Source organism: Methylobacterium sp. JK268 (assembly GCF_054052225.1).
This window is the reverse complement of the sequence record NZ_JBSVZN010000022.1, coordinates 26,826-47,047: the sequence shown is the minus strand read 5'-3', so window position 1 is coordinate 47,047 and position 20,222 is coordinate 26,826. Positions and strand designations below refer to the sequence as shown.

The window sequence follows — 20,222 nt, the reverse complement described above, 5'->3', positions numbered from 1 at the left end:
CGCGCATCAGGTCACCATGGACTGGCCCCTGCGCGACGTCCACGGCGAAGACTATCTACAGGACCCCGAGGCTCCTCCGTCCAAAGTCCAACCGGCCATGCTGAGCGACATCTACAACCGGCGCATCCTCGAACTCGCCGCCGAGATCCCGCGGCTCGGCCGTCTTCCGGCCGCGGAGGCGAGCGCGAGCAAGCACTCCAAGCTCTGCGGCTCGACCGTGACCGTGGACCTCGTCACGCGGGACGGCACCGTCACCGACTTCGCCCATGACGTGAAGGCCTGCGCGCTGGGCCAAGCCTCCTCCTCGCTGATGGCCCGGCACGCGGTCGGCGCCACGGCGGAGGAACTGCGCGACCTGCGCGACCAGATGCGACGGATGCTCAAGGAGGGCGGGCCGGCCCCGGAGGGGAAGTGGGCGGATTTCGCCGTGCTGGAGCCGGTGCGGGACTTCAAGGCGCGGCACGCCTCGACGCTGCTGACCTTCGACGCGGTGGTGGACGCCCTCGACCAGATCGCCGCGCGGCGCAGCCTCGCCGAGGCGGGCGCGTGAGCCTGCCCCGCCGGGCCGCGCACGCCGCGATCCGGGGCTACCAGCTCACCCTGTCGGGGCTGGTCGGGCGCCAGTGCCGGCACTGGCCCTCCTGCTCGGCCTACACGGACGAGGCGATCCGCCGCCACGGGGTCTGGGCCGGGGGCTGGATGGGTTTCGCCCGGATCTGCCGCTGCGGGCCCTTCGGCACCCACGGCATCGACCTCGTGCCCGAGGTCCCGCCGCTCGGCGCCGCCTGGCACCGGCCCTGGGCCTACGGCCGCTGGCGGGGGGTGAACGCGCCGGCGCCCCTGGAGGAGTGAGCGGAGCGGGGAGGGTGGCTCGACAGCCGCTGCCATGGCTCAATCTCCGCAACAAGCCCCGTTGATGGCAATAAACCCACGCCCTCATGCTGAGGTGCCGCCGCAGGCGGCCTCGAAGCACGCCAGAACAGTGTGTCCAAGACGGCGTCGTCTCGGATAACCCTTCAGGGGTGCTTCGAGGCCGCCTGCGGCGGCACCTCAGCATGAGGGATGTTGCGGCCTCCACCTGCGCACCTCAGCGTCAGCACGGACTTTGCGGCACCGCGGCGCGATCACGCCCGCGGACCCCGCTGGCCTTTTCGCGCCGCGCTGCTATGCAGGCGCCCTTCCTTAGTCCGATCCGCTTACCTGCACGGTGCGCAGGAGTGAGCCGAAGGAGTTCTTCCCAGCCATGCCGATCCTGACATTCCCCGACGGCGCCTCCCGCGCCTACGACGGCGCCGTCACCGGGCGCGCGGTCGTCGAGAGCATCGCCAAGTCGCTTGCCAAGCGCACGGTGGCCATGGCCCTCGACGGGACCGTCCGCGACCTCGACGACGTCATCGAGGCCGATGCCCGCATCGAGTTCCTCGACCGCGGCGACCCGCGCGCCCTGGAACTGATCCGCCACGATTGCGCGCACGTCCTCGCCGAGGCGGTGCAGTCGCTCTGGCCGGAGACCCAGGTCACGATCGGCCCGGTGATCGAGAACGGCTTCTACTACGACTTCTACCGCGAGACCCCGTTCTCGCCGGACGATTTCGCCGCGATCGAGGCGCGGATGCGCGAGATCATCGCCCGCGACGCCCCCTTCACCAAGGAGGTCTGGGCGCGCGACGCCGTGCGCGCGCTGTTCCAGGAGAAGGGCGAGGCCTTCAAGGTCGAACTCGTCGACGCGATCCCCCCGGGCGAGGACCTGAAGATCTACCGGCAGGGCGAGTGGTTCGACCTCTGCCGCGGCCCGCACATGACCTCGACGGGCAAGGTCGGCACCGCCTTCAAGCTGATGAAGGTGGCGGGGGCCTATTGGCGCGGCGATTCGACGAAGCCGATGCTGAGCCGGATCTACGGCACCGCCTGGGCCTCGCAAGCCGATCTCGACGCCTACCTGCACCGGCTGGAGGAGGCCGAGCGGCGCGACCATCGTCGGCTGGGCCGCGAGATGGACCTGTTCCACTTCCAGGAGGAGGGGCCGGGCGTCGTCTTCTGGCACCCGAAGGGCTGGACGCTCTTCCAGGAGCTGATCGCCTACATGCGCCGCCGCCTGAAGGGCGACTACCGCGAGGTGAACGCGCCGCAGATCCTCGACAAGGCGCTGTGGGAGACGTCGGGCCACTGGGAGTGGTACCGGGAGAACATGTTCGTCACCAAGACCGAGGACGAGCGCGTCTTCGCGATCAAGCCGATGAACTGCCCCGGCCACGTGCAGATCTTCAAGCACGGGCTGAAATCCTACCGCGACCTGCCCCTGCGGCTGGCCGAGTTCGGCTCCGTGTCGCGCTACGAGCCGTCCGGCGCCCTGCACGGGCTGATGCGGGTGCGCGCCTTCACGCAGGACGACGCCCACGTCTTCTGCACGGAGAGCCAGCTCGCCGCCGAGTGCCTGAAGATCAACGACCTGATCCTCTCCACCTACGGGGATTTCGGCTTCGACGAGATCGTCGTGAAGCTCTCCACCCGGCCCGAGAAGCGGGTCGGCTCCGACGCGCTCTGGGACCACGCCGAGGAGGTGATGACCCGGGTGCTCGCCCAGATCGAGGAGCAGTCGGGCGGGCGCATCCGCACCGCGATCAACCCGGGCGAGGGCGCCTTCTACGGGCCGAAATTCGAGTACGTGCTGCGCGACGCGATCGGCCGCGACTGGCAGTGCGGCACCACGCAGGTGGACTTCAACCTGCCGGAGCGGTTCGGCGCCTTCTACGTCGACGCGGACGGGCAGAAGAAGACGCCCGTGATGGTCCACCGCGCCATCTGCGGCTCGATGGAGCGCTTCACCGGCATCCTGATCGAGCATTTCGCCGGCCATTTCCCGCTCTGGCTGGCGCCGCTGCAGGTGGTGGTGGCGACGATCACCGGTGAGGCGGATGCCTACGCCCGGGACGTGCTGGCGGCCGCCGAGGCGGCGGGCCTGCGGGCGGAGAGCGACCTGCGCAACGAGAAGATCAACTACAAGGTCCGCGAGCACTCGCACGCCAAGGTCCCGGTGATGCTGGTGGTGGGCCGCCGCGAGGGCGAGGAGCGCACGGTCTCGATCCGGCGGCTCGGCAGCCAGCAGACCCGCACGCTGCCCCTGGACCAGGCGCTGGCCGACCTCGTCGCCGAGGCGACCGCTCCCGACCGGCGCCGCCGCGACGCGGTGAAGGCGGCCCTCCCGAGCGAGGAGGTCGCCCTCGATTCCCACCACGCGGTCGCGCCGACGCCCTGATCCCGCTGAGGGCCGCGCGCCTGGCGCGCGGCCCTCAGCGCTTGCGCACGAATTCCGTGCGCAGGACCAGACCCTTGATGGTGTCGTGGCGGCAGTCGATCTCCTCGGGATCGTCGGTCAGCCGGATCGAGCGGATCACCGTGCCCTGCTTGAGGGTCTGGTTGGCGCCCTTGACCTTGAGGTCCTTGATCAGGGTCACGGAATCCCCGTCCGCCAGGAGATTGCCGGAGGCATCGCGCACCGCTACGGCCGCCGCCTTCATGTCGGAGGCCGGCCGCCACTCGCCGGTCGCCTCGTCGTACACGTAATCGTCGTCGCTCATCTCTCGCTCTCCACGGACGCGGTCTTCTCGCCAGGACGGGCAGAAACCGCAAGGGCGGACCGATGGCGGCGAGATGAGCCCGCGCGCTGCCGCAGGGTCCGCCGACGGCCGCCCAGGTGTGGCCGGGATCGCGTCGGCTCTTGTGCCGGCCCGGCGGGTCGGGGATCGTCGCGTCTTCTCGGCCGCGGGTGGAGTCATGTGGGACGGTCAGGACTTCGTGGGTTCCAAGCTCGCCCTGCTGCAGGGCGGTGACGTTCTGGCCTATCGGCGCGACGCCAAGCCCGGCATCCCGTTCCCGGGCTGCTGGGACCTGCCGGGCGGCGGGCGCGAGGGGACGGAATCGCCCGTCGATTGCGTGCTGCGGGAGCTGGAGGAGGAGTTCGGGCTCCGGCTCCCGCCCGCGCGGCTGACCTGGTGGCGCCGCTACCCGCCGCTCACGGCGGGCCGCCCGCCGAGCTACTTCTTCGCGGGCACGATCCGGCCGGACGAGGTCGCGCGGATCCGGTTCGGGGAGGAGGGCGAGGCCTGGGCGATGATGCCGGTGGCGACGTTCCTGGCGCGGGACGACGCGGTACCCTACCTGCGGGTGCGGCTGGCCGACCGGCTCGCAAACGGTGACGCACCGGAGACCTCAGTGGACGTTCTTGCAGGCTTTCGTCGCAGCATGTGACGCCTCGGGCGGACCCCCTCGCGAGCCGTTGCGGGCTGCGCCCTGCCGCTCGCCGCGTGCGCCCGAAGGCCAGGCCGTCCTCGCCCGTCCGCATCCCGATTTGGCCGCATCCCGGATCCAGGTCGGTGCTACGAGGACGCCCGCAGGGTGATCCGCGTCAACTCGGACGGGCGGCCGAGCCGAAGCGCGAAGCCCGGCCAGAGCGCGGTGCCGTTGCTGACGTAGAGCAGCATGTCCCCGACCCGGTAGGCCCCGGAGACGAAGCCGGCGTTGGCGCGCGCCACCAGCCGGTCCAGGCCGCGGATCATGCCGCCGTGCGTGTGTCCCGACAGCTGCAGCTTCACCCCGTGGGCGGCCGCCCGCGCGGCGTTCGCCGGCTGGTGGTCCAGCAGCATGACCGGCGCTCCCGCGGGCGCGCCCGCCAGCGCGGCGGCGAGGTCGGGGCCCGACTGGCCCGCGCCGGGCGCCGAGCGATCCGTCACGCCGGCCACCACGAGCGCACCGCCGTCGCGTTCGAGGACCGTGTGGGCGTTGGCCAGCACGCGGATCCCCAGCCCGGCGAGGTGGCGCATCCAGGCATCGTAGTCGAAGAAATACTCGTGGTTGCCCGGGACGGCCCAGACGCCGTCCCGGGCCCGCAGGGCGCGCAGCGGCTCGACGTCGGCCCGTCGGGCCGCGAGCGAACCGTCGATGAAGTCGCCCGTCACCACGATCAGGTCGCTCCCGAGGTCGTTGGTGCGCGCGACGACGGCCTCTGCCCACCCCACCGGGAACAGGCGGCTGATGTGTAGATCCGAGAGGTGCAGGATCGTGTAGCCGACGAAGCCGAGGGGCAGGTCCGCGATCGCCACCGTGACGTCTTTCAGCGGCGGGACGCGGATGGCCTGAAACACGGCGACCGCCGACAGCACGAACGCCGCAAGAGCCGCCGCGTAGCGCCAAGCCATGGGGATCGCCCATCCGCTCCCGGGCAGGATCCAGCAAACCAGCGCCGCAGCATCGAGGACGAGGAGCATCGGCGTCGCCAGCGCGAGCGCACCGAACGCGGTGTTGAAGAGGATCACCACCGAGCGGGGAAATTCCGGCGCGAACACCGATCCGGAGGAGAGGCGGCTCCACAGATGATACTGGGAGGCGGTGAGCAGGAGGACCGTCACGCCGATCTGGATGACGGGCGACCAGGGGCTCGGCCACACCACGCGCGCGAGGACGTAGACGGCGGGCAGGCTGGGGATCAGTCGGATCATGGGCTGCTACATGGCGAGCAGCCCCCTCAAAGCAAAGCTCGCGCCGGGCCGGGCGCGCCGGTTGCCTCTCCGCCTGGCGATGAGCGCGACGCCGGTCCGGAAGCGCCCGACCGCGCTGTCCGGACAATGCTCTAGAACCCGAACGGGTCCGCGAAGGGCAGGGGGCGCCGCCGCACCGGGGTCTCGGGCAGGATCGGCCGCTCGATGTCCAGGGCGACCAGTCCCTCCACGGCCAGCGCCAGCACCGCCGCCACGCCGTCCGACGCGTTCTGCACCGCCGCCGCGCACTCGACGAGCCGCCCGGTCCCGCACTCGTCGAGGAAGTGCAGGATCCGCACCCGGTCGCCCGCGGACACGAAGGTGCGGCGGCAGGCCAGCACCAGCCGCACCGTCGACAGCCGCGGCTCGGCCCGCAGGGAGGCCGCGCTCTCGATCACGAAGTGGCGCCCGTCCTCCGTCACCATCGGCTCGCCCGCCACGTAGGCGACGCGCAGAGGGTGCCGGGGGAGGTCCGCCTCCGCCACCACGTCGACGAGGCGGCCCGGCTCGTCCCGGCGGGTCTGCTCGAAATCCGCCGCGTGCTCCACCACCTCGCCCCCCGCCAGGATCCGCGCCGGGGCGGGCGCGGCGCGCAGGGATTCGACGGCCGGATCAAGGGTGGTGATGGCCAGGAAATCGGCCACCAGCCCCATGCGGGTCGCCGCCACGGACGGGCCGCCGGGGCGCCGGGGCGCGGTACGCACCGCGCCGCGGCGGGTGCCCGGACGCCCCAGGAGCGGGGCGTGATCCTGCGCGAGGGCGGTCATGGTGGCGGAGGGCTCCGAACCACGAGGGGGGCCGCGCGGCCCCCTCCCGAGAAGATGTTGCATTCCTGATTGAAAGGAACATTATGCGAACAGGCCCGCCATGGTCAACCACCGGACAGTTGCCGTCGCAGAAGCTGGGCCACGATCGCCAGCACAGGCGCGAAGCTTTTCAGGGCGTGGTGGCCGTTCGGCGGCGCGCAATGCGGCGGAGAGGCGCGTCTGGTCTTATCATTGAGGCGACAAAACACTCGCTCTTCAGCGTGATTCGTGATAGGAAAATCGTCGTGGAATCGGAGCCTGCGCGGCCTCCGAGGCCGCCTTCGAGCAGGTGAGATCGATCGCATGAGCGCAACGACCGACAAGCAGATCGCGGAGATCCTCGCGACCTACGGGGAGCCGCTGGCCGGCAACGTGTGGCGGGTGCAGGGCACCGCCGTGATCTACCACAAGGCGCTGGAGCGCATCGCCGCGCAGGCGCGCATCCGCTTCGACGCGCCCGTGATCGTGCGCGCCGAGCGCGACGAGGCGGTGATCCTGGTGACCGGGCACATGCCGGGACCGGGCGGCGAGCGCGCCGAATGGTCGATCGGGGAGGCGCTGATCGGCGTGAACTACAAGATCGGCGGCAAGCAGCCAGCCTACGTCTACGCCATGGCCGAGAAGCGGGCCAAGGACCGGGTGATCCTGAAGCTCGTCGGTCTGCACGGCCTGCTCTACTCCGAGGACGAGGCGGACGAGTTCAAGGCCTCGCGGCCCGACCTGCAGGGCGCCGCCAAGGCCCCGGCGTCCCGCGTCCAGCGCCCCGGCGAGGACGAGGAGGAGCCCGCCGAGGCGGAGGCGGCCCGCGACGCCGCGGCACCGGCGAGCGCCGCGGATGCGGATCTCAGGGCCGAGATCGACCGGGCGAAGAGCATCAACGCCGTCACCGACCTGATGCTCGATCCCGCCACCCAGGCCCGCCTCGCCGCCATGGCGCCGGGCCTGCGCGACGAGGTGCGCGAGCACGCCAAGCAGCGCCTCGTCGCCCTCGGCTGGCCCGCCAAGACCCGCAAGGCCGCCGCGGCCTGATCGCCGCCGCGGGAAGACGGGGTGGTCCGGGCACCGGGCCGCCCCGCCTCGCGTGCGCGGGCGCACCGGCCGGCCGGCGGCCCGGCGGATTCCGCGCCTCCGCGGCTTGTCGCCGCCGTCCGGGAACGCAAGATTAGGGAGACGTCGGAGAGAGCGACGGTCTCGCGGAATCGAGGGACGCCGCCGGCCGTGCCGCGGACAGGTCTCGGGCTCGTCCCGCGCCCGCGGCGGGGACCTGTGGCCGCCACGCCCTTGATTCGTGTCATCGAGGGCAAGATGATGCGCTGGTGGTCAAGCTTCCGTGAGCCCGCCGGGACCTCCGTCCAGGGCGATGCAACCAGTCGACTGGACGCCCGTTCCATGCCTATGAGCGAATCCGGCGCCGCGAAGACGCAACCCGTGATCCTGGTCGTCGAGGACGAGCCGGAGGAGCGCTTCCTCGCGGCCACCCTCCTGGAGGAGACCGGGTTCCGTGTCATCGAGGCCGAGACGGCCGAGAAGGCCCTCGCCATCCTGCGCGAGCGGGGCGAGGAGGTGAACGTGGTCTTCTCCGATGTCCGCACCCCGGGTCCGATCGGCGGGTTCGAACTCGCGCGGATCATCGGGGTGACATGGCCGCGGGTGCACGTGCTCCTGACCTCGGGCGATGCCGGCGACCAGCCGAGCGACCTCAGGATGTCCGCCACCTTCATCCCCAAGCCCTGGCGCGCGCTCGACATTCTGACGCTCGTGGAGCAGGCGGCCGGCCATTCTCACGGGGGCGGGTCCGCCGTCGGGGATGCCAGCGCGGGCTGAGGCCCGGCCTGTTTCGAAGGTATTTCGCGCGATCCGGGCCCGCCCGCAGGGCCGTGGCGAGTCCTCGCCGCGGCCCTGCGGGCGCTTGTGCGTCGTGGGACCCGCCGGCGCGCGTCCCTGATCGCGAAATCCCGTCGACGGCCTTACGCAACCCGGCCGGGGGGGATGCGTTGTTACTCGGGATTGCTCGCGGCCCGCGCCGCGTGCGCCCAGACGGTACTTCCGAGAGCGGAGACAGGGCGCGCGCCCGACGACGACCCATGAAGGTGATCCCGAGCAACCATGCGGCCAATTTCGGCCAGACGCACGCCACGGCCTCGTCGCTGGCGGACGCTCTGCTGCTGGCCAAACTCGGGCACGACCTCAGGGCCCTCTACACGGACGTGGTCGATCAGCCGGTGCCCGACGCCCTGAACCGGCTCATCGCCCGTCTCGATTCGCTCGACGAGGACGGTCGACAGGACGGTTGAGCCCACGCGACAGTGCGGGACTGTACCGTGGAAGCGACATGACCGGGCCGAGCCGACTTCCACGACGCGATGATGACTTGAGATTGGGGGCGAGTTGGTGTCGGGTGAGTCCGATCGACGGACCGGCTCCCGCCGGCGGATCCTCGCCCTCGCCCGGTTCATGCGCCCGACCCTTCGTTCCTGCCTGGTCCTCCTCCTGAGCCTCGGCGTCGTCGCGGCGCGGGGCGAGGCGTGGGCCGCCACGCCGCCGCCGCAGCCCAAGGACGGGCCCGGCGGATCCGCCTATGCCGCCCCCACGGTCGTCAAGCGCGCCGTGGTCCGGACCGGGTCCGCCACCTTCGTCTATCACGGCGGCGGGCCGGCCCCCGCGGAGGGGCGCCCGGTCGTGGTGTTCCTCCACGCTTGGGGAGCCGTGAACCCGCAGGCCTACGGCTCCTGGATCGAGCACCTCGCGCGCGAGGGCTACCTCGTGCTGTTCCCCCGCTTCCAGGAGGTGAACCGCACCCGGCCCGCCGATGCCAGCGACACCGCCGCCCGCCTCGTCAAGGAGGCCTTCGACGCGCTCGCGAGCGACCCCGAGGCCAAGCCCGACCTCAACCGCGTGGCGCTGATCGGCCACCTCGCCGGGGTGCCGATGGCCGCCAACCTCGCGGCCTCCGCCGAGGCGGACGGGCTGCCGCGCCCCAAGCTGATCTTCGGCGCGATGCCGGGCGGCATCGCCCGGGACGAGAAGTCCCGCGGCATCGCCCTGCACGACCTCGCCCGGATCGCGCCGACGACGCTGCTGATCACCGTCGTGGGCGACCGCGACGCGCGGGCCGCCGACCTCGCGGCCCGCCGCCTGATGCGCGAGGCGAGCGCCGTCCCCCCCGAGCGCAAGCTCCTGATGCGCGTGCTCTCCGACGACCACGGCTTCCCGGCCCTCTCGGCGACGCTGGCCTCGCCGGCGGGCAACAATCCCGCCTACGACGCCGGGGCGATCAAGCTGCCGGCCGAGCCGGCCAGGGACCCGAAGCAGAAGCCGCCCCCGTTCAAGTGGTCCGCCGACATGGCGCTCACCGGCGAGCAGACCACTTTGGTCGCGCAGATCAACGCCGCCGGGACCGACAGCCTCGACTATCTGGGCTTCTGGAAGACCTTCGACATGGCGGCCGCCGCCGCCTTCGCGGGCCAGGACGCCGCCTCCCTTAAGGCCAATCCGCGCTTCACCGACATGGAGCGCTGGAGCGACGGCTGGCCGGTGCGGCGCCTCGCGGCCGAGACGCCGCGCCCGCCGGCGGAGCGGCCGGCCGCCACCGCGGCGACGACCAAGCCCGCCCCGCAGAAGCCCGGCCTCGCGCGGCCCGGCGTGCGGCCCGTCAACGCGCCGCACCCGCGGCACTGACCCGGCCGGGCCGTCGCCCGAGGAGCCTTCGATGAAGCTGTACCATTCGGCCACCTCTCCCTTCGTGCGCAAGGTGATGGTGACCGCCCACGAACTCGGCCTCGTCGCGCGGCTGGACCTGCTGCCGGCCGCCGCCCATCCGGTGAACCGGGACGGCGGCATCGTGGCCCGCAACCCGCTCGGGCAGGTCCCGACGCTGATCCTCGACGACGGGACCGTGCTGGCCGACAGCCGGGTGATCTGCGAGTACCTCGACCATATCGGCGAGGGCGGCCTGCTCCCGCGCAACTCGGCGCGCTGGGGCGTGCTCGCCGCGCAGTCGCTGGGCGACGGGCTGCTCGATGCGGCGCTGCTCTGCGTCTACGAGGGACGGGTGCGCGCCGAGACCGAGCGCTCCGACGCCTGGGTGGCCGGCCAGCGCGCCAAGGTCGAGAGCGCGCTCGCGGCGATCGAGGCGGCTTCGCCCGGTCTCGGCGACCGGCTCGACATCGGCACCATCACCTTCGGCTGCGCCCTCGGCTATCTCGACCTGCGCTTCGCCGACCTCGACTGGCGCGGCCGCTTCCCGGCCGCGGCGGCGTGGTATGCCCGCTTCAGCGAGCGCCCCTCGATGCGGGCGACGCGTCCGGCCTGATCGCCTGGTGCGCCCCTTGCATGGCCCCCGGGGTCAGCATCGGGCCCGCCCATGAACGCCTTCGTCGCCCTCCTCCTCGCGGCCTCGGCCTTCTGCCTCGCCTTCCTGCTCGCCGGGCTCGGCGTTCAGGTGGCGCTCCGCTTCCAGCTCGGCTCGCGCTTCCTCAGCGACGGGAACTTCCTGCAGGTCGCGCTGGCGCTCGCCCTCGCGGTCGCAACCTTCCGGCGGGCGACGCGCGCGGTGTGAGCGCGCCCGCCCGAGGGGACGGCCGGAGCCATGCGGGCGCCGGATGGCGGTCCTGCTCGCCGCCCCGTTGCGGGATGGCCGCGATTGTCGCGACTGTCGCCGGGTACGGGGATCCGCCGCCATGCCCGACCGCCTCATCGGAAAAACCGCGATCGTCTTCGGGGCCGGCTCGGCGGGCACCGGCTGGGGCAACGGCAAGGCGGCGGCGGTGGCCTTCGCCCGCGAGGGGGCGCGGGTGGTCTGCGTCGACCGCCTCGCCGCGGCCGCCGAGGAGACGGCCCACCTCATCGTGGAGGAGGGCCACGAGGCCGAGGCCCTCGCCGCGGACGTGACCGATTCTGACGCCGTGGCCCGCGCCGTGGCGGCGGCCCAGACCCGCTTCGGGGCCATCGACATCCTCCACAACAATGTCGGCCTTCTCGCCGCGGGCGGGCCGGAGGATCTCGACGAGGAGGGCTGGCGGCGGGTGATCGACCTGAATGTCGGGGGCGTGTGGCGCACCTGCCGGGCGGTGCTGCCCGGGATGCGCGCCCGCCGGAAGGGGGCGGTCGTCAACATCTCGTCCGTCGCCGCGATCCGCTGGACCGGGACACCGGCCTTCGCCTACGCGGCCGCGAAGGCGGCCGTGAACCAGGCGACGGTGGCGGTGGCGATGCAGTACGCCCGCGACGGCATCCGGGCGAACGCGATCCTGCCGGGGCTCCTCGACACCTCGCTGCGCGACGACTGCCGGGCGGCGGGCACCCGCGACGCCGGCCGCGACCGGTCGGTGCCCCTCGGGCGGCTCGGGGAGGCCTGGGACATCGCGCACGCGGCGGTGTTCCTGGCCTCGGACGAGGCGCGCTTCATCACCGGCGTCTGCCTGCCGGTCGATGGCGGCCAGAGCTGCAGCATGGGGTGGCTCGGCGAGAGCGGTTCCCGCTGAAGCGGCCTCCGCGCCCGGCACCGGCCCGGCGGCAGAATGAAGGACCGGGAGCGGGGCTCACGGTTCGATCTCGCCGCGGCCTGCTCGCGAATCCGGTTCCGTGACGCGCCACCGCATCGGGGGAGGGGTCCGGCATGATCGCCGCCCCGGCCGAGGGTGATCCGACGAGCAGGGCCGCTCGAATCGCGCGTCGCGCCATTGCGACCCTCGGACGACCCGTCCGCATCGGGCAGGTCCGAGCGGCGAAACGCCGTTCCGCCCCGGCCTCCGCTCCGCTCCGCTTGCGCGCCGCCGCCCCGCGCGTGCCGGGTCCGCCCGGAGGCAACCCAACTTCACCATTGACCAAAGGTCAAGAAAGGTATTATCATTTCTTCAGACATAAGAAACTGTTTTTCTCTCACTGCATCCGCGGTCGTCGCGCACGTATTGCGTTCGATTGAGTCTAAAACTCTCGAAATATGGTCGGCTAAGTCCCGCAGGATGACGGAACGTCTTCGCGCTGGGCCTTGGCCAGCCGTGGATGCTGCGTGCGCTGCGACGACGATCGCGCGCGGCGTCCGCCCCGTCACAACCGCCGGGCGGCCGACAGCGTCCGCCGCGGCAGACCGGAGAAGACAGACGATGACGACGAGGTCTTGGCTCGGTGGCAACGGCAACTGGATCACTGCGGAAAACTGGAGCCCCAGTGGCGCACCGCGGGCGGGCGATTTCCTGACCGTCAAGTCCGGCAAGCCGAAGCTGACGACCGACGGTGAGAACGGGTACGACTGTTACGACGACGAAGAGGTGACGCTGGAGAGCGGCGCCGGGCTCGAGATCGCCGGTGCCAATCTCGGCCAGTTCTTCGTCGTGCGGACCCGCGGCGACGCGACGCTGAGCTTCACCGGCTCCGAATGCGTCAACGGGGTGATCCTGGTCGGCGGCAACAGCCGGACGACGGTCGACATCGCCGGGCCGACCGGCGGCTCGGACGCGCTGGTGCTGCAGACCGGCAGCGAGATCGATGCCGTCGGCACCGAGGACGCGGGGAGCACGATCAGGTTCTCGGGCACCGTCGTCCTCGAGTCGCGCTACCGACTCGCCCTCAAGTCCCCGGTCGTCAATGCCGGCGCGCTCACGGCGGTCGGGACGAGCGTCGAGTTCGGGCAGCTCAGCGGGTCGGGCACCTTCACCCTCCAGACCGGGGCGACGCTGACGATCGACGCCGCCTGCGCGTCGGGGCAGACCATCCGCTTCGGCGAGGTCGGCGGGGACCTCCGGATCGCCGACGTGGCCGATTTCGGCGGGGCCATCGAGGGATTCGCGCCCGGCGACCTCATCGACCTCACCGGCGTGGCGGGGTCCCGCGTCGCCTACGACGCGGGCGCGGGCACCGCGACGGTCTACGACGCCCAGAATCGGTCCGTGGCGACGCTCAACCACCTGCGGGCCGCGGCCGGGACCCTGACCGCCACGTCGGACGGCGCGGGCGGCACGCTGATCGGCTTTTCCGGCGGGCCGTCGCGGCTTACTTCCGCGATCGGCATGGGCGCGCGGGCCATGCGGGCCGACGTCGTGCACGGCATGTCGGCGCCGAACGGCAGCGCGCACCTGACCGGGTCGGGAATCAAGATCGGCATCATCTCCGATTCGTTCTTCCGCAACGGAAGCAGGACCGATACGCCTGACGCCGACGCGGCGGCGGGCCTGCTCCCTGCCAAGCCCGACGGCACCTGCGCGGTCCACGTGCTGAACGACCGCGTCGAGTCCGGCGAGGACGAGGGCCGCGCCATGGCGGAACTCATCCACCAGGTCGCCCCGGACGCGGACCTCTACTTCTCCGACATGGGTGACAGCCTGGCCGGGATGGGGGCCTCCGTCACCGCCCTGAAGAACGCGGGCTGCAATATCATTGTCGACGACATCTACTATTACGCCGAACCCGACTATCAGACCGGCAGTGATCTCGACAAGGCGATCGAATCTGCGATCGCCGCGGGCGTGAACTACTTCACATCGGCGTCCAACAACGGCCCCTATTTCTACGAAGGGACGTTCCAGCCGGCGCTGGCGAGGGTGGGGGATTCGACGCTGTGGGCCAACACGTTCGGCAACGGGAGCGCCTATCTTCCGATCCGGTATCCCCACGCCGGCCAGATCCTCAAGCTGACCTGGACCGCGCCGTGGAAGGGCGAGGACGGCACGGGGGCGCCGGAGGACCTGCGATTCGAGATCGTCGATGCGAGCGGGAGGGTGCTGGCGTCGAGCCAGCAGCTCGACGATGGCGGGGTCAAGGTGGCGTGCGAGGCGCTGCAGGTGCCGTCCTCGCCGCGGGTGCCGACGAACGCGAACATCGTCGTGTACGCGCCGGGCGGACGAAGCCTTCCCGAGGACCTGACCTTCAAGGTGACCGTCCTGAACGGCGCGCTCGGAATCGAGGATCCCGCGGCCGGAACGGGCTCCGGCTCCTCCTTCGGGCACAACCTGCTGGCGCGAGTGAACACCGTGGCGGCCATGCCGGCCGCGGGCAGCGACATCTACGCCCACCAGAAGGGCTACGCGGAGCCGTTCTCGTCCTACGGGCCGGACAAGATCGTCTACGACGAGGCCGGCGAGCCGCTCGCCTCGCCGCACAGCGCCGGCAAACCCGACTTCACGGCGCCGGACGGCATCATGACGAGCGTGGCCGGCTTCACGCCCTTCTACGGCACCTCGGCTGCCGCGCCGAACGCCGCGGCGGTGGCGGCCCTGATGCTGCAGGCCAATCCGAGCCTCACCACCTCCCAGGTCACGGCGCTCCTGAAATCCTCTGCCGTTCCCCTCGAGGGCGCGTCCATCCGGCAGCAGGGGGCCGGACTGGTCCGGGCCGACCGGGCGGTCGCCGCGGCCGAGTCGCCGGTCACGGTCCGGGGCTCGGGCACCGGGTCCTATGACGGGACTGCGGCGGTGCTGGTCGACGGCGACCTGACCCTGACGGGTGCCGGTGGTGGGACCATCTCGGGCGCCACCGTGGCGATCACGGAGGGCTTCCAGGACGGCGACGTCCTGAACGTCGCCGACCGGGACGGCATCACGGCGCATTTCGACGGCGGCGTGCTCACCCTGACCGGAACGGCGTCGGCGGAGGCGTACCAGGCGGCGCTGCGGTCGGTGAACTTCGCGTCGGTGAGCCCCGACCCGATCGCGCAGGGCCGCGACCCGTTCCGCCTGATCGACATCGCGGTTACGGACGCGCTGAACCTGAGCGGCGGGACCACCAGCACCATCGCGTTGACGGGGAGCGGCGGAGCGCTCTCGGCCGACCGCCTCGCGTCGTTCCTGGCGGCCGGCCGGGGTGCCGATGGCACCGCCCTGTTCACGCCCGCGCCGGAGGCTCCGGAGATTTCGCCGGAGACTTGGCCCGAGACTTGGCCCGCATCGGATCCCTGGCGCGGCGGGGATGAGGAGGTGGGGTCTCTCGCCGCGGGCCATGCCGGCTTCGCCAACGCCGTGGACCTGATCGAGGGCCGCGCTGCGTCGCCGGCCGGATGGCACGACCAGGGCAGCTCCGCGGCGGGGCTCCTCAACGGCACCCGCGGCGCCGGAGCGGAGCCGCCGATCGCCGCCCCCGCCTCCTGGCTCCCGCAGGGCCCAGGCCTCGGGGCCTTCGCGGCGAGCGAGGCCGATCTCCTGGAGGCCTGGGGGTTCTCGCCGGCCGTCCTGGCCCAGGCGATCGGCGTGGCCCATCCGGCATAGGGCGGGCCGCGACGGAGCGGTCATCACTCCGTCGGGTGAGACGGGATCCGTTTGATCCAGGCGGATCCCGTCTCACTGAGCCCGCGCGGCGGGGTGTCTGCCCCGCGAGGAGCGGCCATGCGGGACTGATCCCGCGTGAGGCGGGGGCAACCCGGCCGGATCGCCGCCTCGGGTCTGCCGGCCGCCGTCAGAACAGCGACGGCATCGTGAAGCTGTAGTCGATCCGCGTGCCGAAGATGTACTGGTCGGGGGTGCCGAACCGGCCGCGCACCAGCGGGCTCCCGGCCGAATCCCCGACGATGCGGTTGTAGCCCGCGTAGCCGGTGGCCGACCAATGCTCGTTGAACGTGTAGGTCAGCGCCGCAAGCGCCCCGACCGTCACGTAATTCGACGGGTTGTAGGGCGTCGCGAAGCCGTTGATCGCCGCCTCGAGGGGCGTCACGCCGAAATAGCGCCGCGCGAATTCATCATCGCCGAAATTGAAGCGCGGCCCGACCGAGACCACGAAGCGGTCGATGGGCTGCACGTAGTCGAGGGCGAGGCTCCCGACGACGCCGTGATGCCCGAAGACGCCGTGGCGCAATTCGCCCCGCGCCCGCAGCACCGGGATCGGCCAGAACTCGATGAACACACCCGGCTCCACCGACCAGCGCACGTCCTTGAAGCCGAACAGGGCGCGGCGGTTGTCGCCGTAGTAGCGGCCAGTGAGGACGCGCGCGGTCGGGCCGATCAGCAGGTTGGGCGTGTCGTACAGCGCGAAGCTGATCCCGTCATCGGGCGCGGAGAAGCGCTTGGCCTCGCCCGCCCGCCGGATGCTCCCGGACGGGTAGACGATGCCGGTGTAATCCTCGCCGCCCGGATATTGCGGCATCGCCTGGATGTTCGCCGAGAGGGTGACGATCCAGAGCGGGGGCGGGGCCTCGACGAAGGTCGGGACGGGCCGCTCGGCGAGGTCGGCGGCGGCCGCCGCGCCCGGCAGCAGCCCCGCCGCGGCCGCGAGGGGGAACAGGACGCGCGTCAGGGCGGTGGAGGCCGCCTTCGAGAGGACCGTGAGCATGGGGGGATCTTAGGCGGTGCGGGGTCACCAACCTACCGCCGACATCGCCAAGCGTGGCGATTGGCCGGCGCTGTGTCACCCCGGCAACGGGCCAGAAACAACATCAATCCAGTCCCGAAGAGGCCGTCCCGCCACAAGCATTTCTCGATGCACGGCGCCGCCCGGAAGCCAATCCACCGGGATCTGCTCCAATCGAGACCGCCGCGCCGGGGCGGGCTCGACATCGGATCGTGCCACGCCGGGGAAACGCCCCGGCCTCCCTGCCGGGCTCGTTTGGGAAGGGGGGAGGGGCGGGGAGCGGTGTGACCTTCGGAAGATCCGCTCCCGCGATCTCACCCGCGTCGGGCGCGCCGGGGCGGCCGGGATCAGAAGTAGGATTTCAGCGTGCCGCGCCGGCGCACGTCGAGCGTGGCGCAGTGGAACGACCCGCCGAACGGCCCGTAGGACAGGAAGGGCGCCGGGATCGGGTCGAAGCCCCAGCCCTTCAGGGCCTTGATCAGGGTCGGCTGGCTCGCGTCGACGACCACCTTCTTCTCGTCGAGCATCAGCACGTTGATCGAAGTCCAGGGCGAGCACATGGAGATCCGGCTCATGAAGCCCTCGACGGGGTCGGGGCGGGGCGCCACGAGCACGTCCCAGGACTTGAGCACCGCGGGCAGCCGCTCGATGTCCACGTAGTCGGGGTTCACCAGCACCTTGCCGGGGGCGAGGGGCATGAACGAGGAATCGATGTGCATCGGCTGCGGGCAGCGGCTCTCGATCTCGTGGATGCGGAAGCCCGGCCCCAGATGGCGGCGCAGCCACTCGATGCCCATCAGGTTCGTCACGTTCGAGCGGGTCACGAACAGGTCGCGCCCGCAGCGCACGAAGTCGGCCGCGTCGAAGACCGGCTCGAACTCGTTGACCGTGTAGCGCATCGGCTCGCCGGCCTTCAGGTTCGGCACCCGGTAATCGTAGTTGTAGAGCTCGTCGGTGAGCTGGGGCCGGGGCGCCGAGGTCCAGCGGGCGCCGGCCCGGAAATACTCCTTGAACAGCGCCCGGTAGGCGTCGCCCTCGAAGTAGCGCGAGCGCCAGCACATCGGCGATTCGATGATCTCGTCGCCGATCACCAGGTAGGGGTCGCGCGGGCAGGCGACGCAGAAGCCGCGGGAGGTCCAGCGCGGCGCCCGGTACTTCCGCGAGAAGTCGGTCGTGTCGGGCCGGCGCACCCGCACGCCCTCGCCGGCCAGGATCTTGATGAAGTTGTCGAGCTCGGCCTGCGCCAGCTTCTTCATGAACTTCGGGTATTTCCAGCCCGAGGCGAGCCGGTAGAAGGGCTGGGCGGCCCGCGGCAGGTTGAAGATCACCGTGAGGTGGTGGGTCGGGATCGTCGCGCCGTCGAGGCTGCCGACGATCACCTCCTCCAGCGGGTCCCACTCGTTCCAGGCCATGACCGGCGATTGCGGCGCCGGCGCCCGCCGCCCCGTCACCCCCGCGCCGATGACGTCCCGGCCCGCGGCCTCGTCGAGCACCTCGTGCCCGCCGTCGATGGTCGTGTCCCGGTCCATGTCGCGCTCCCCCCGTGTGACCGTTGCAAATCCGCCGCATCGGGACAGCTTCCGGCCGGCGCGCCCGGCGCCTCACCTTGGCTTAAGCGTCCCGCGCCATAATCTCGCGGCGTTTCGCGACCAAGTCCGTTTCCAGGACCGCGTCGCTGGTTTGCCCGGCGGTGTGTCCGGGCGGTGATAGACAAGCAGTGGCAAAGCTGCAACGTCGCGGGAGTCATGCCGACGCGTCGCGCCGACGCCGTTGCAAGAAAGGCGCGCATCGGGAGGCGGGGTCCGCCGCCCCACCGGAAAGAGGACCATGAAGCGTCTCACCACCCTGGCCCTCGTGGCAGGCCTGTGCACCGCGATCGGCCTCTTCGTGTCGTCGGGGCCCGAGGCCGTGCTGGAAGCCGCCTGGACGGCCGGCTGGGGCGCCGCGCTCGTGGTCCTCGCCCGCCTCGTCGCGGTGGCCTGGGCGGGGCTCGGCTGGTGGGCGGTCTTCCCGGCGGCCGCGCGGCCCCGGCTGCGCGACTGCGTGTCGATCCGCTTCGTGCGCGAGGGCATCAACACGCTGCTCCCGGTGGCCCAGGTCGGCGGCGACCTGATCGGCGCGCGCCTCCTGACGCTGACGAAGGTGCCGGGCGGGCTCGCGGGGGCGAGCATGTTCGTCGACCTGATGCTCCAGGCCCTCACCCAGTTCCTGTTCACGATGATCGGCCTCGGCGTCCTGGTGGCGCTGGGCGGCGAGGGCCCCATCGTCCACTACGTGGCGCTCGGCCTCGCGGTGGCGGCCCCGGCGCTCGGGGCCTTCTACCTCGTGCAGCGCCGTCACGGGCACCGGCTGTTCCAGGCGCTGCTGCGCCGCTTCGCCAGCGGGCGCGAGTGGCGGGCCCTCGGCGCGGTCGACGTGCTCTACGAGAACCTGCGCGGCCTCTACGGCGCGCCCCGGCGCATCGCCACCGCCACCGGCCTCCACCTGATCGGCTGGTTCATCGGCGCGCTGGAGGTCTGGGTCGCCCTGTACTTCATGGGGTATGGGACGGATGTCCTGCAGGCCCTGGTGATCGAGAGCCTCGCCCAGGCGGTGCGCGGCGCCGCCTTCGCGGTGCCGGGGGCGCTGGGCGCGCAGGAGGGCGGATTGATCGCCCTCTGCGCGGTGTTCGGGATTCCGGCCGAGGCGGCGCTCGCGCTCTCCCTGGTCAAGCGGGTCGCGGATCTCGCGATCGGCGTGCCGAGCCTCGGCCTGTGGCACGCGCAGGAATCCCGGGCCCGTGGCGAGACGCCCGCCTTCGGGGCCTCCTTCCGCAACCTGTTCGGGGCGCCGCCGATCCGGCCGTCCCTCGATCGCGCCTACGGCTACGCGCCGGTCGCGGCCGACGCCAAGAGGGGAGAGTGACGCTCGTGCGCAATCGACGCGACATCCTGCGGGCCGGCCTCGTCGCGGCCGGCCTCGCCGTCGGGGTGGGGGCGCTGGCGGCCGACGATCCGGCCGTCGCCACGGTGCAGCGGATGACGGCCGCCTTCACCGAGGCCCTGAAGAGCCCGGACGTGCGCGGGCGCGTGGCGGTGCTGAGCGGGCCGATGGCCGAGTCCTTCGACCTGCCGGCGATGCTGCGGCTCGCGGTCGGCAGCCGCTGGAAGGAGATCCCGGCGGAGAAGCAGGCGGCCCTGGTGGAGGCTTTCGGCCCCTATCTCACCGCCACCTACGCGACCCGCCTGTCGGCGGCGGCGGGCGGCCATTTCACGGTGCAGCCGAAGAGCGAGGCGCGCGGCAGCGGGCGCATCGTGCGCGCGAGCGCCGTCGACGCCAGCGGGGACGAATCTCCCGTCGATTACATCACCACCAATGACGGCAAGATCACCGACGTCTACCTGCAGGGGACGGTGAGCGAGGCCGGCACCCTGCGCACGAAGCTCGGCGAACCGCTGAAGAGCGGCGGCCCCGACGCGCTCCTCGACTATTTGCGCAAGACCACCGCCACGATGCTGGCGGCCCCGGCGCCCGCCGCTGCGCCCGCCTCCGCCCCGGCCGCTCCCGCGCCGGCCGCGGCGCCCGCGTCGGCGCCGAAGCCCTGATCACGGGGGGCAGCCCCCTCGGCCGC

General features: G+C 71.9%; 19 protein-coding genes. 14 read left to right on the top strand and 5 right to left on the bottom strand.

Annotation, left to right across the window (positions count from 1 at the left end; translation table 11 throughout):
* The first annotated feature begins 97 nt into the window (after nucleotides 1-97).
* From ACW9J6_RS21840 to thrS, 3 genes are all read left to right on the top strand, one after another.
* Nucleotides 98-550, top strand: coding sequence for an iron-sulfur cluster assembly scaffold protein (locus ACW9J6_RS21840; protein WP_457118615.1), 453 nt, complete (start codon nucleotides 98-100; stop codon nucleotides 548-550).
* A complete protein-coding gene (gene yidD, locus ACW9J6_RS21835) occupies nucleotides 547-852 on the top strand; it encodes a membrane protein insertion efficiency factor YidD (RefSeq protein WP_457118614.1) in 306 nt (101 codons plus the stop codon). Before ACW9J6_RS21840 ends, yidD begins: the two co-directional genes overlap by 4 nt.
* A gap of 391 nt (nucleotides 853-1,243) precedes the next feature.
* Nucleotides 1,244-3,256, top strand: coding sequence for a threonine--tRNA ligase (gene thrS, locus ACW9J6_RS21830; RefSeq protein WP_457118613.1), 2,013 nt, complete (start codon nucleotides 1,244-1,246; stop codon nucleotides 3,254-3,256).
* Between the two features lie 34 nt (nucleotides 3,257-3,290).
* Here the strand turns inward: thrS and ACW9J6_RS21825 are convergent, their stop codons facing one another.
* Nucleotides 3,291-3,578 carry an alkylphosphonate utilization protein gene (locus ACW9J6_RS21825; RefSeq protein WP_457118612.1) on the bottom strand — a complete coding sequence of 96 codons (288 nt, stop codon included), beginning with the start codon at nucleotides 3,576-3,578 and terminating at the stop codon, nucleotides 3,291-3,293.
* A gap of 196 nt (nucleotides 3,579-3,774) precedes the next feature.
* Here ACW9J6_RS21825 and ACW9J6_RS21820 point away from each other — a divergent pair, with 196 nt between their 5' ends.
* Nucleotides 3,775-4,248, top strand: coding sequence for an NUDIX hydrolase (locus ACW9J6_RS21820; protein WP_457118611.1), 474 nt, complete (start codon nucleotides 3,775-3,777; stop codon nucleotides 4,246-4,248).
* A 128-nt stretch (nucleotides 4,249-4,376) separates the two neighbouring features.
* Here the strand turns inward: ACW9J6_RS21820 and ACW9J6_RS21815 are convergent, their stop codons facing one another.
* Together ACW9J6_RS21815 and ACW9J6_RS21810 are read right to left on the bottom strand one after the other, a co-directional pair.
* Nucleotides 4,377-5,495 (bottom strand): metallophosphoesterase, encoded by a 1,119-nt coding sequence (locus tag ACW9J6_RS21815; protein WP_457118610.1) that lies wholly within the window; start codon nucleotides 5,493-5,495, stop codon nucleotides 4,377-4,379.
* 131 nt (nucleotides 5,496-5,626) lie between these two features.
* Nucleotides 5,627-6,301 carry a hypothetical protein gene (locus ACW9J6_RS21810; protein WP_457118609.1) on the bottom strand — a complete coding sequence of 225 codons (675 nt, stop codon included), beginning with the start codon at nucleotides 6,299-6,301 and terminating at the stop codon, nucleotides 5,627-5,629.
* Between the two features lie 342 nt (nucleotides 6,302-6,643).
* On the opposite strand from ACW9J6_RS21810, the gene ACW9J6_RS21805 reads away from it, so the two are divergent.
* The 8 genes from ACW9J6_RS21805 (at nucleotide 6,644) to ACW9J6_RS21770 (ending at nucleotide 15,537) form a co-directional block, all read left to right on the top strand.
* Entirely contained in the window at nucleotides 6,644-7,369 is a 726-nt protein-coding gene (locus tag ACW9J6_RS21805; protein WP_457118608.1) for a trna delta -isopentenylpyrophosphate transferase, read from the top strand.
* A gap of 366 nt (nucleotides 7,370-7,735) precedes the next feature.
* Nucleotides 7,736-8,164 carry a response regulator gene (locus tag ACW9J6_RS21800; protein WP_457118722.1) on the top strand — a complete coding sequence of 143 codons (429 nt, stop codon included), beginning with the start codon at nucleotides 7,736-7,738 and terminating at the stop codon, nucleotides 8,162-8,164.
* A gap of 260 nt (nucleotides 8,165-8,424) precedes the next feature.
* Nucleotides 8,425-8,634: a NepR family anti-sigma factor gene (locus tag ACW9J6_RS21795; protein ID WP_457118607.1), complete on the top strand. Its 210-nt coding sequence runs from the start codon at nucleotides 8,425-8,427 to the stop codon at nucleotides 8,632-8,634.
* A gap of 160 nt (nucleotides 8,635-8,794) precedes the next feature.
* On the top strand, nucleotides 8,795-10,018 hold the full coding sequence (locus tag ACW9J6_RS21790) for an alpha/beta hydrolase (protein WP_457118721.1): 1,224 nt from the start codon (nucleotides 8,795-8,797) through the stop codon (nucleotides 10,016-10,018).
* Nucleotides 10,019-10,049: 31 nt separating this feature from the next.
* On the top strand, nucleotides 10,050-10,652 hold the full coding sequence (locus ACW9J6_RS21785) for a glutathione S-transferase (protein WP_457118606.1): 603 nt from the start codon (nucleotides 10,050-10,052) through the stop codon (nucleotides 10,650-10,652).
* 51 nt (nucleotides 10,653-10,703) lie between these two features.
* The gene (locus ACW9J6_RS21780; RefSeq protein WP_457118605.1) at nucleotides 10,704-10,898 is read left to right on the top strand and encodes a hypothetical protein; all 195 of its coding nucleotides are present in this window, start codon (nucleotides 10,704-10,706) and stop codon (nucleotides 10,896-10,898) included.
* Nucleotides 10,899-11,019: 121 nt separating this feature from the next.
* Nucleotides 11,020-11,823: an SDR family NAD(P)-dependent oxidoreductase gene (locus ACW9J6_RS21775; RefSeq protein ID WP_457118604.1), complete on the top strand. Its 804-nt coding sequence runs from the start codon at nucleotides 11,020-11,022 to the stop codon at nucleotides 11,821-11,823.
* A 621-nt stretch (nucleotides 11,824-12,444) separates the two neighbouring features.
* On the top strand, nucleotides 12,445-15,537 hold the full coding sequence (locus ACW9J6_RS21770; RefSeq protein WP_457118603.1) for a S8 family serine peptidase: 3,093 nt from the start codon (nucleotides 12,445-12,447) through the stop codon (nucleotides 15,535-15,537).
* 187 nt (nucleotides 15,538-15,724) lie between these two features.
* On the opposite strand, the gene ACW9J6_RS21765 is transcribed toward ACW9J6_RS21770, so the two are convergent.
* Nucleotides 15,725-16,594 (bottom strand): MipA/OmpV family protein, encoded by an 870-nt coding sequence (locus ACW9J6_RS21765; protein WP_457118602.1) that lies wholly within the window; start codon nucleotides 16,592-16,594, stop codon nucleotides 15,725-15,727.
* Nucleotides 16,595-16,959: 365 nt separating this feature from the next.
* A complete protein-coding gene (locus tag ACW9J6_RS21760; RefSeq protein WP_457118720.1) occupies nucleotides 16,960-18,024 on the bottom strand; it encodes an amidinotransferase in 1,065 nt (354 codons plus the stop codon).
* A 415-nt stretch (nucleotides 18,025-18,439) separates the two neighbouring features.
* Here ACW9J6_RS21760 and ACW9J6_RS21755 point away from each other — a divergent pair, with 415 nt between their 5' ends.
* Together ACW9J6_RS21755 and ACW9J6_RS21750 are read left to right on the top strand one after the other, a co-directional pair.
* Nucleotides 18,440-19,516 (top strand): lysylphosphatidylglycerol synthase domain-containing protein, encoded by a 1,077-nt coding sequence (locus ACW9J6_RS21755; RefSeq protein ID WP_457118601.1) that lies wholly within the window; start codon nucleotides 18,440-18,442, stop codon nucleotides 19,514-19,516.
* Between the two features lie 5 nt (nucleotides 19,517-19,521).
* Nucleotides 19,522-20,196: an ABC transporter substrate-binding protein gene (locus tag ACW9J6_RS21750; RefSeq protein WP_457118600.1), complete on the top strand. Its 675-nt coding sequence runs from the start codon at nucleotides 19,522-19,524 to the stop codon at nucleotides 20,194-20,196.
* Nucleotides 20,197-20,222 lie beyond the last annotated feature (26 nt).

Coding starts and splice junctions, on each gene's coding strand:
- ACW9J6_RS21840 (WP_457118615.1), top strand. CDS start 98: ATGCTGAGCGACATCTACAACCGGCGCATCCTCGAACTCGCCGCCGAG.
- thrS (WP_457118613.1), top strand. CDS start 1,244: ATGCCGATCCTGACATTCCCCGACGGCGCCTCCCGCGCCTACGACGGC.
- ACW9J6_RS21825 (WP_457118612.1), bottom strand. CDS start 3,578: ATGAGCGACGACGATTACGTGTACGACGAGGCGACCGGCGAGTGGCGG.
- ACW9J6_RS21820 (WP_457118611.1), top strand. CDS start 3,775: ATGTGGGACGGTCAGGACTTCGTGGGTTCCAAGCTCGCCCTGCTGCAG.
- ACW9J6_RS21815 (WP_457118610.1), bottom strand. CDS start 5,495: ATGATCCGACTGATCCCCAGCCTGCCCGCCGTCTACGTCCTCGCGCGC.
- ACW9J6_RS21810 (WP_457118609.1), bottom strand. CDS start 6,301: ATGACCGCCCTCGCGCAGGATCACGCCCCGCTCCTGGGGCGTCCGGGC.
- ACW9J6_RS21805 (WP_457118608.1), top strand. CDS start 6,644: ATGAGCGCAACGACCGACAAGCAGATCGCGGAGATCCTCGCGACCTAC.
- ACW9J6_RS21800 (WP_457118722.1), top strand. CDS start 7,736: ATGAGCGAATCCGGCGCCGCGAAGACGCAACCCGTGATCCTGGTCGTC.
- ACW9J6_RS21795 (WP_457118607.1), top strand. CDS start 8,425: ATGAAGGTGATCCCGAGCAACCATGCGGCCAATTTCGGCCAGACGCAC.
- ACW9J6_RS21790 (WP_457118721.1), top strand. CDS start 8,795: ATGCGCCCGACCCTTCGTTCCTGCCTGGTCCTCCTCCTGAGCCTCGGC.
- ACW9J6_RS21785 (WP_457118606.1), top strand. CDS start 10,050: ATGAAGCTGTACCATTCGGCCACCTCTCCCTTCGTGCGCAAGGTGATG.
- ACW9J6_RS21780 (WP_457118605.1), top strand. CDS start 10,704: ATGAACGCCTTCGTCGCCCTCCTCCTCGCGGCCTCGGCCTTCTGCCTC.
- ACW9J6_RS21775 (WP_457118604.1), top strand. CDS start 11,020: ATGCCCGACCGCCTCATCGGAAAAACCGCGATCGTCTTCGGGGCCGGC.
- ACW9J6_RS21770 (WP_457118603.1), top strand. CDS start 12,445: ATGACGACGAGGTCTTGGCTCGGTGGCAACGGCAACTGGATCACTGCG.
- ACW9J6_RS21765 (WP_457118602.1), bottom strand. CDS start 16,594: ATGCTCACGGTCCTCTCGAAGGCGGCCTCCACCGCCCTGACGCGCGTC.
- ACW9J6_RS21760 (WP_457118720.1), bottom strand. CDS start 18,024: ATGGCCTGGAACGAGTGGGACCCGCTGGAGGAGGTGATCGTCGGCAGC.
- ACW9J6_RS21755 (WP_457118601.1), top strand. CDS start 18,440: ATGAAGCGTCTCACCACCCTGGCCCTCGTGGCAGGCCTGTGCACCGCG.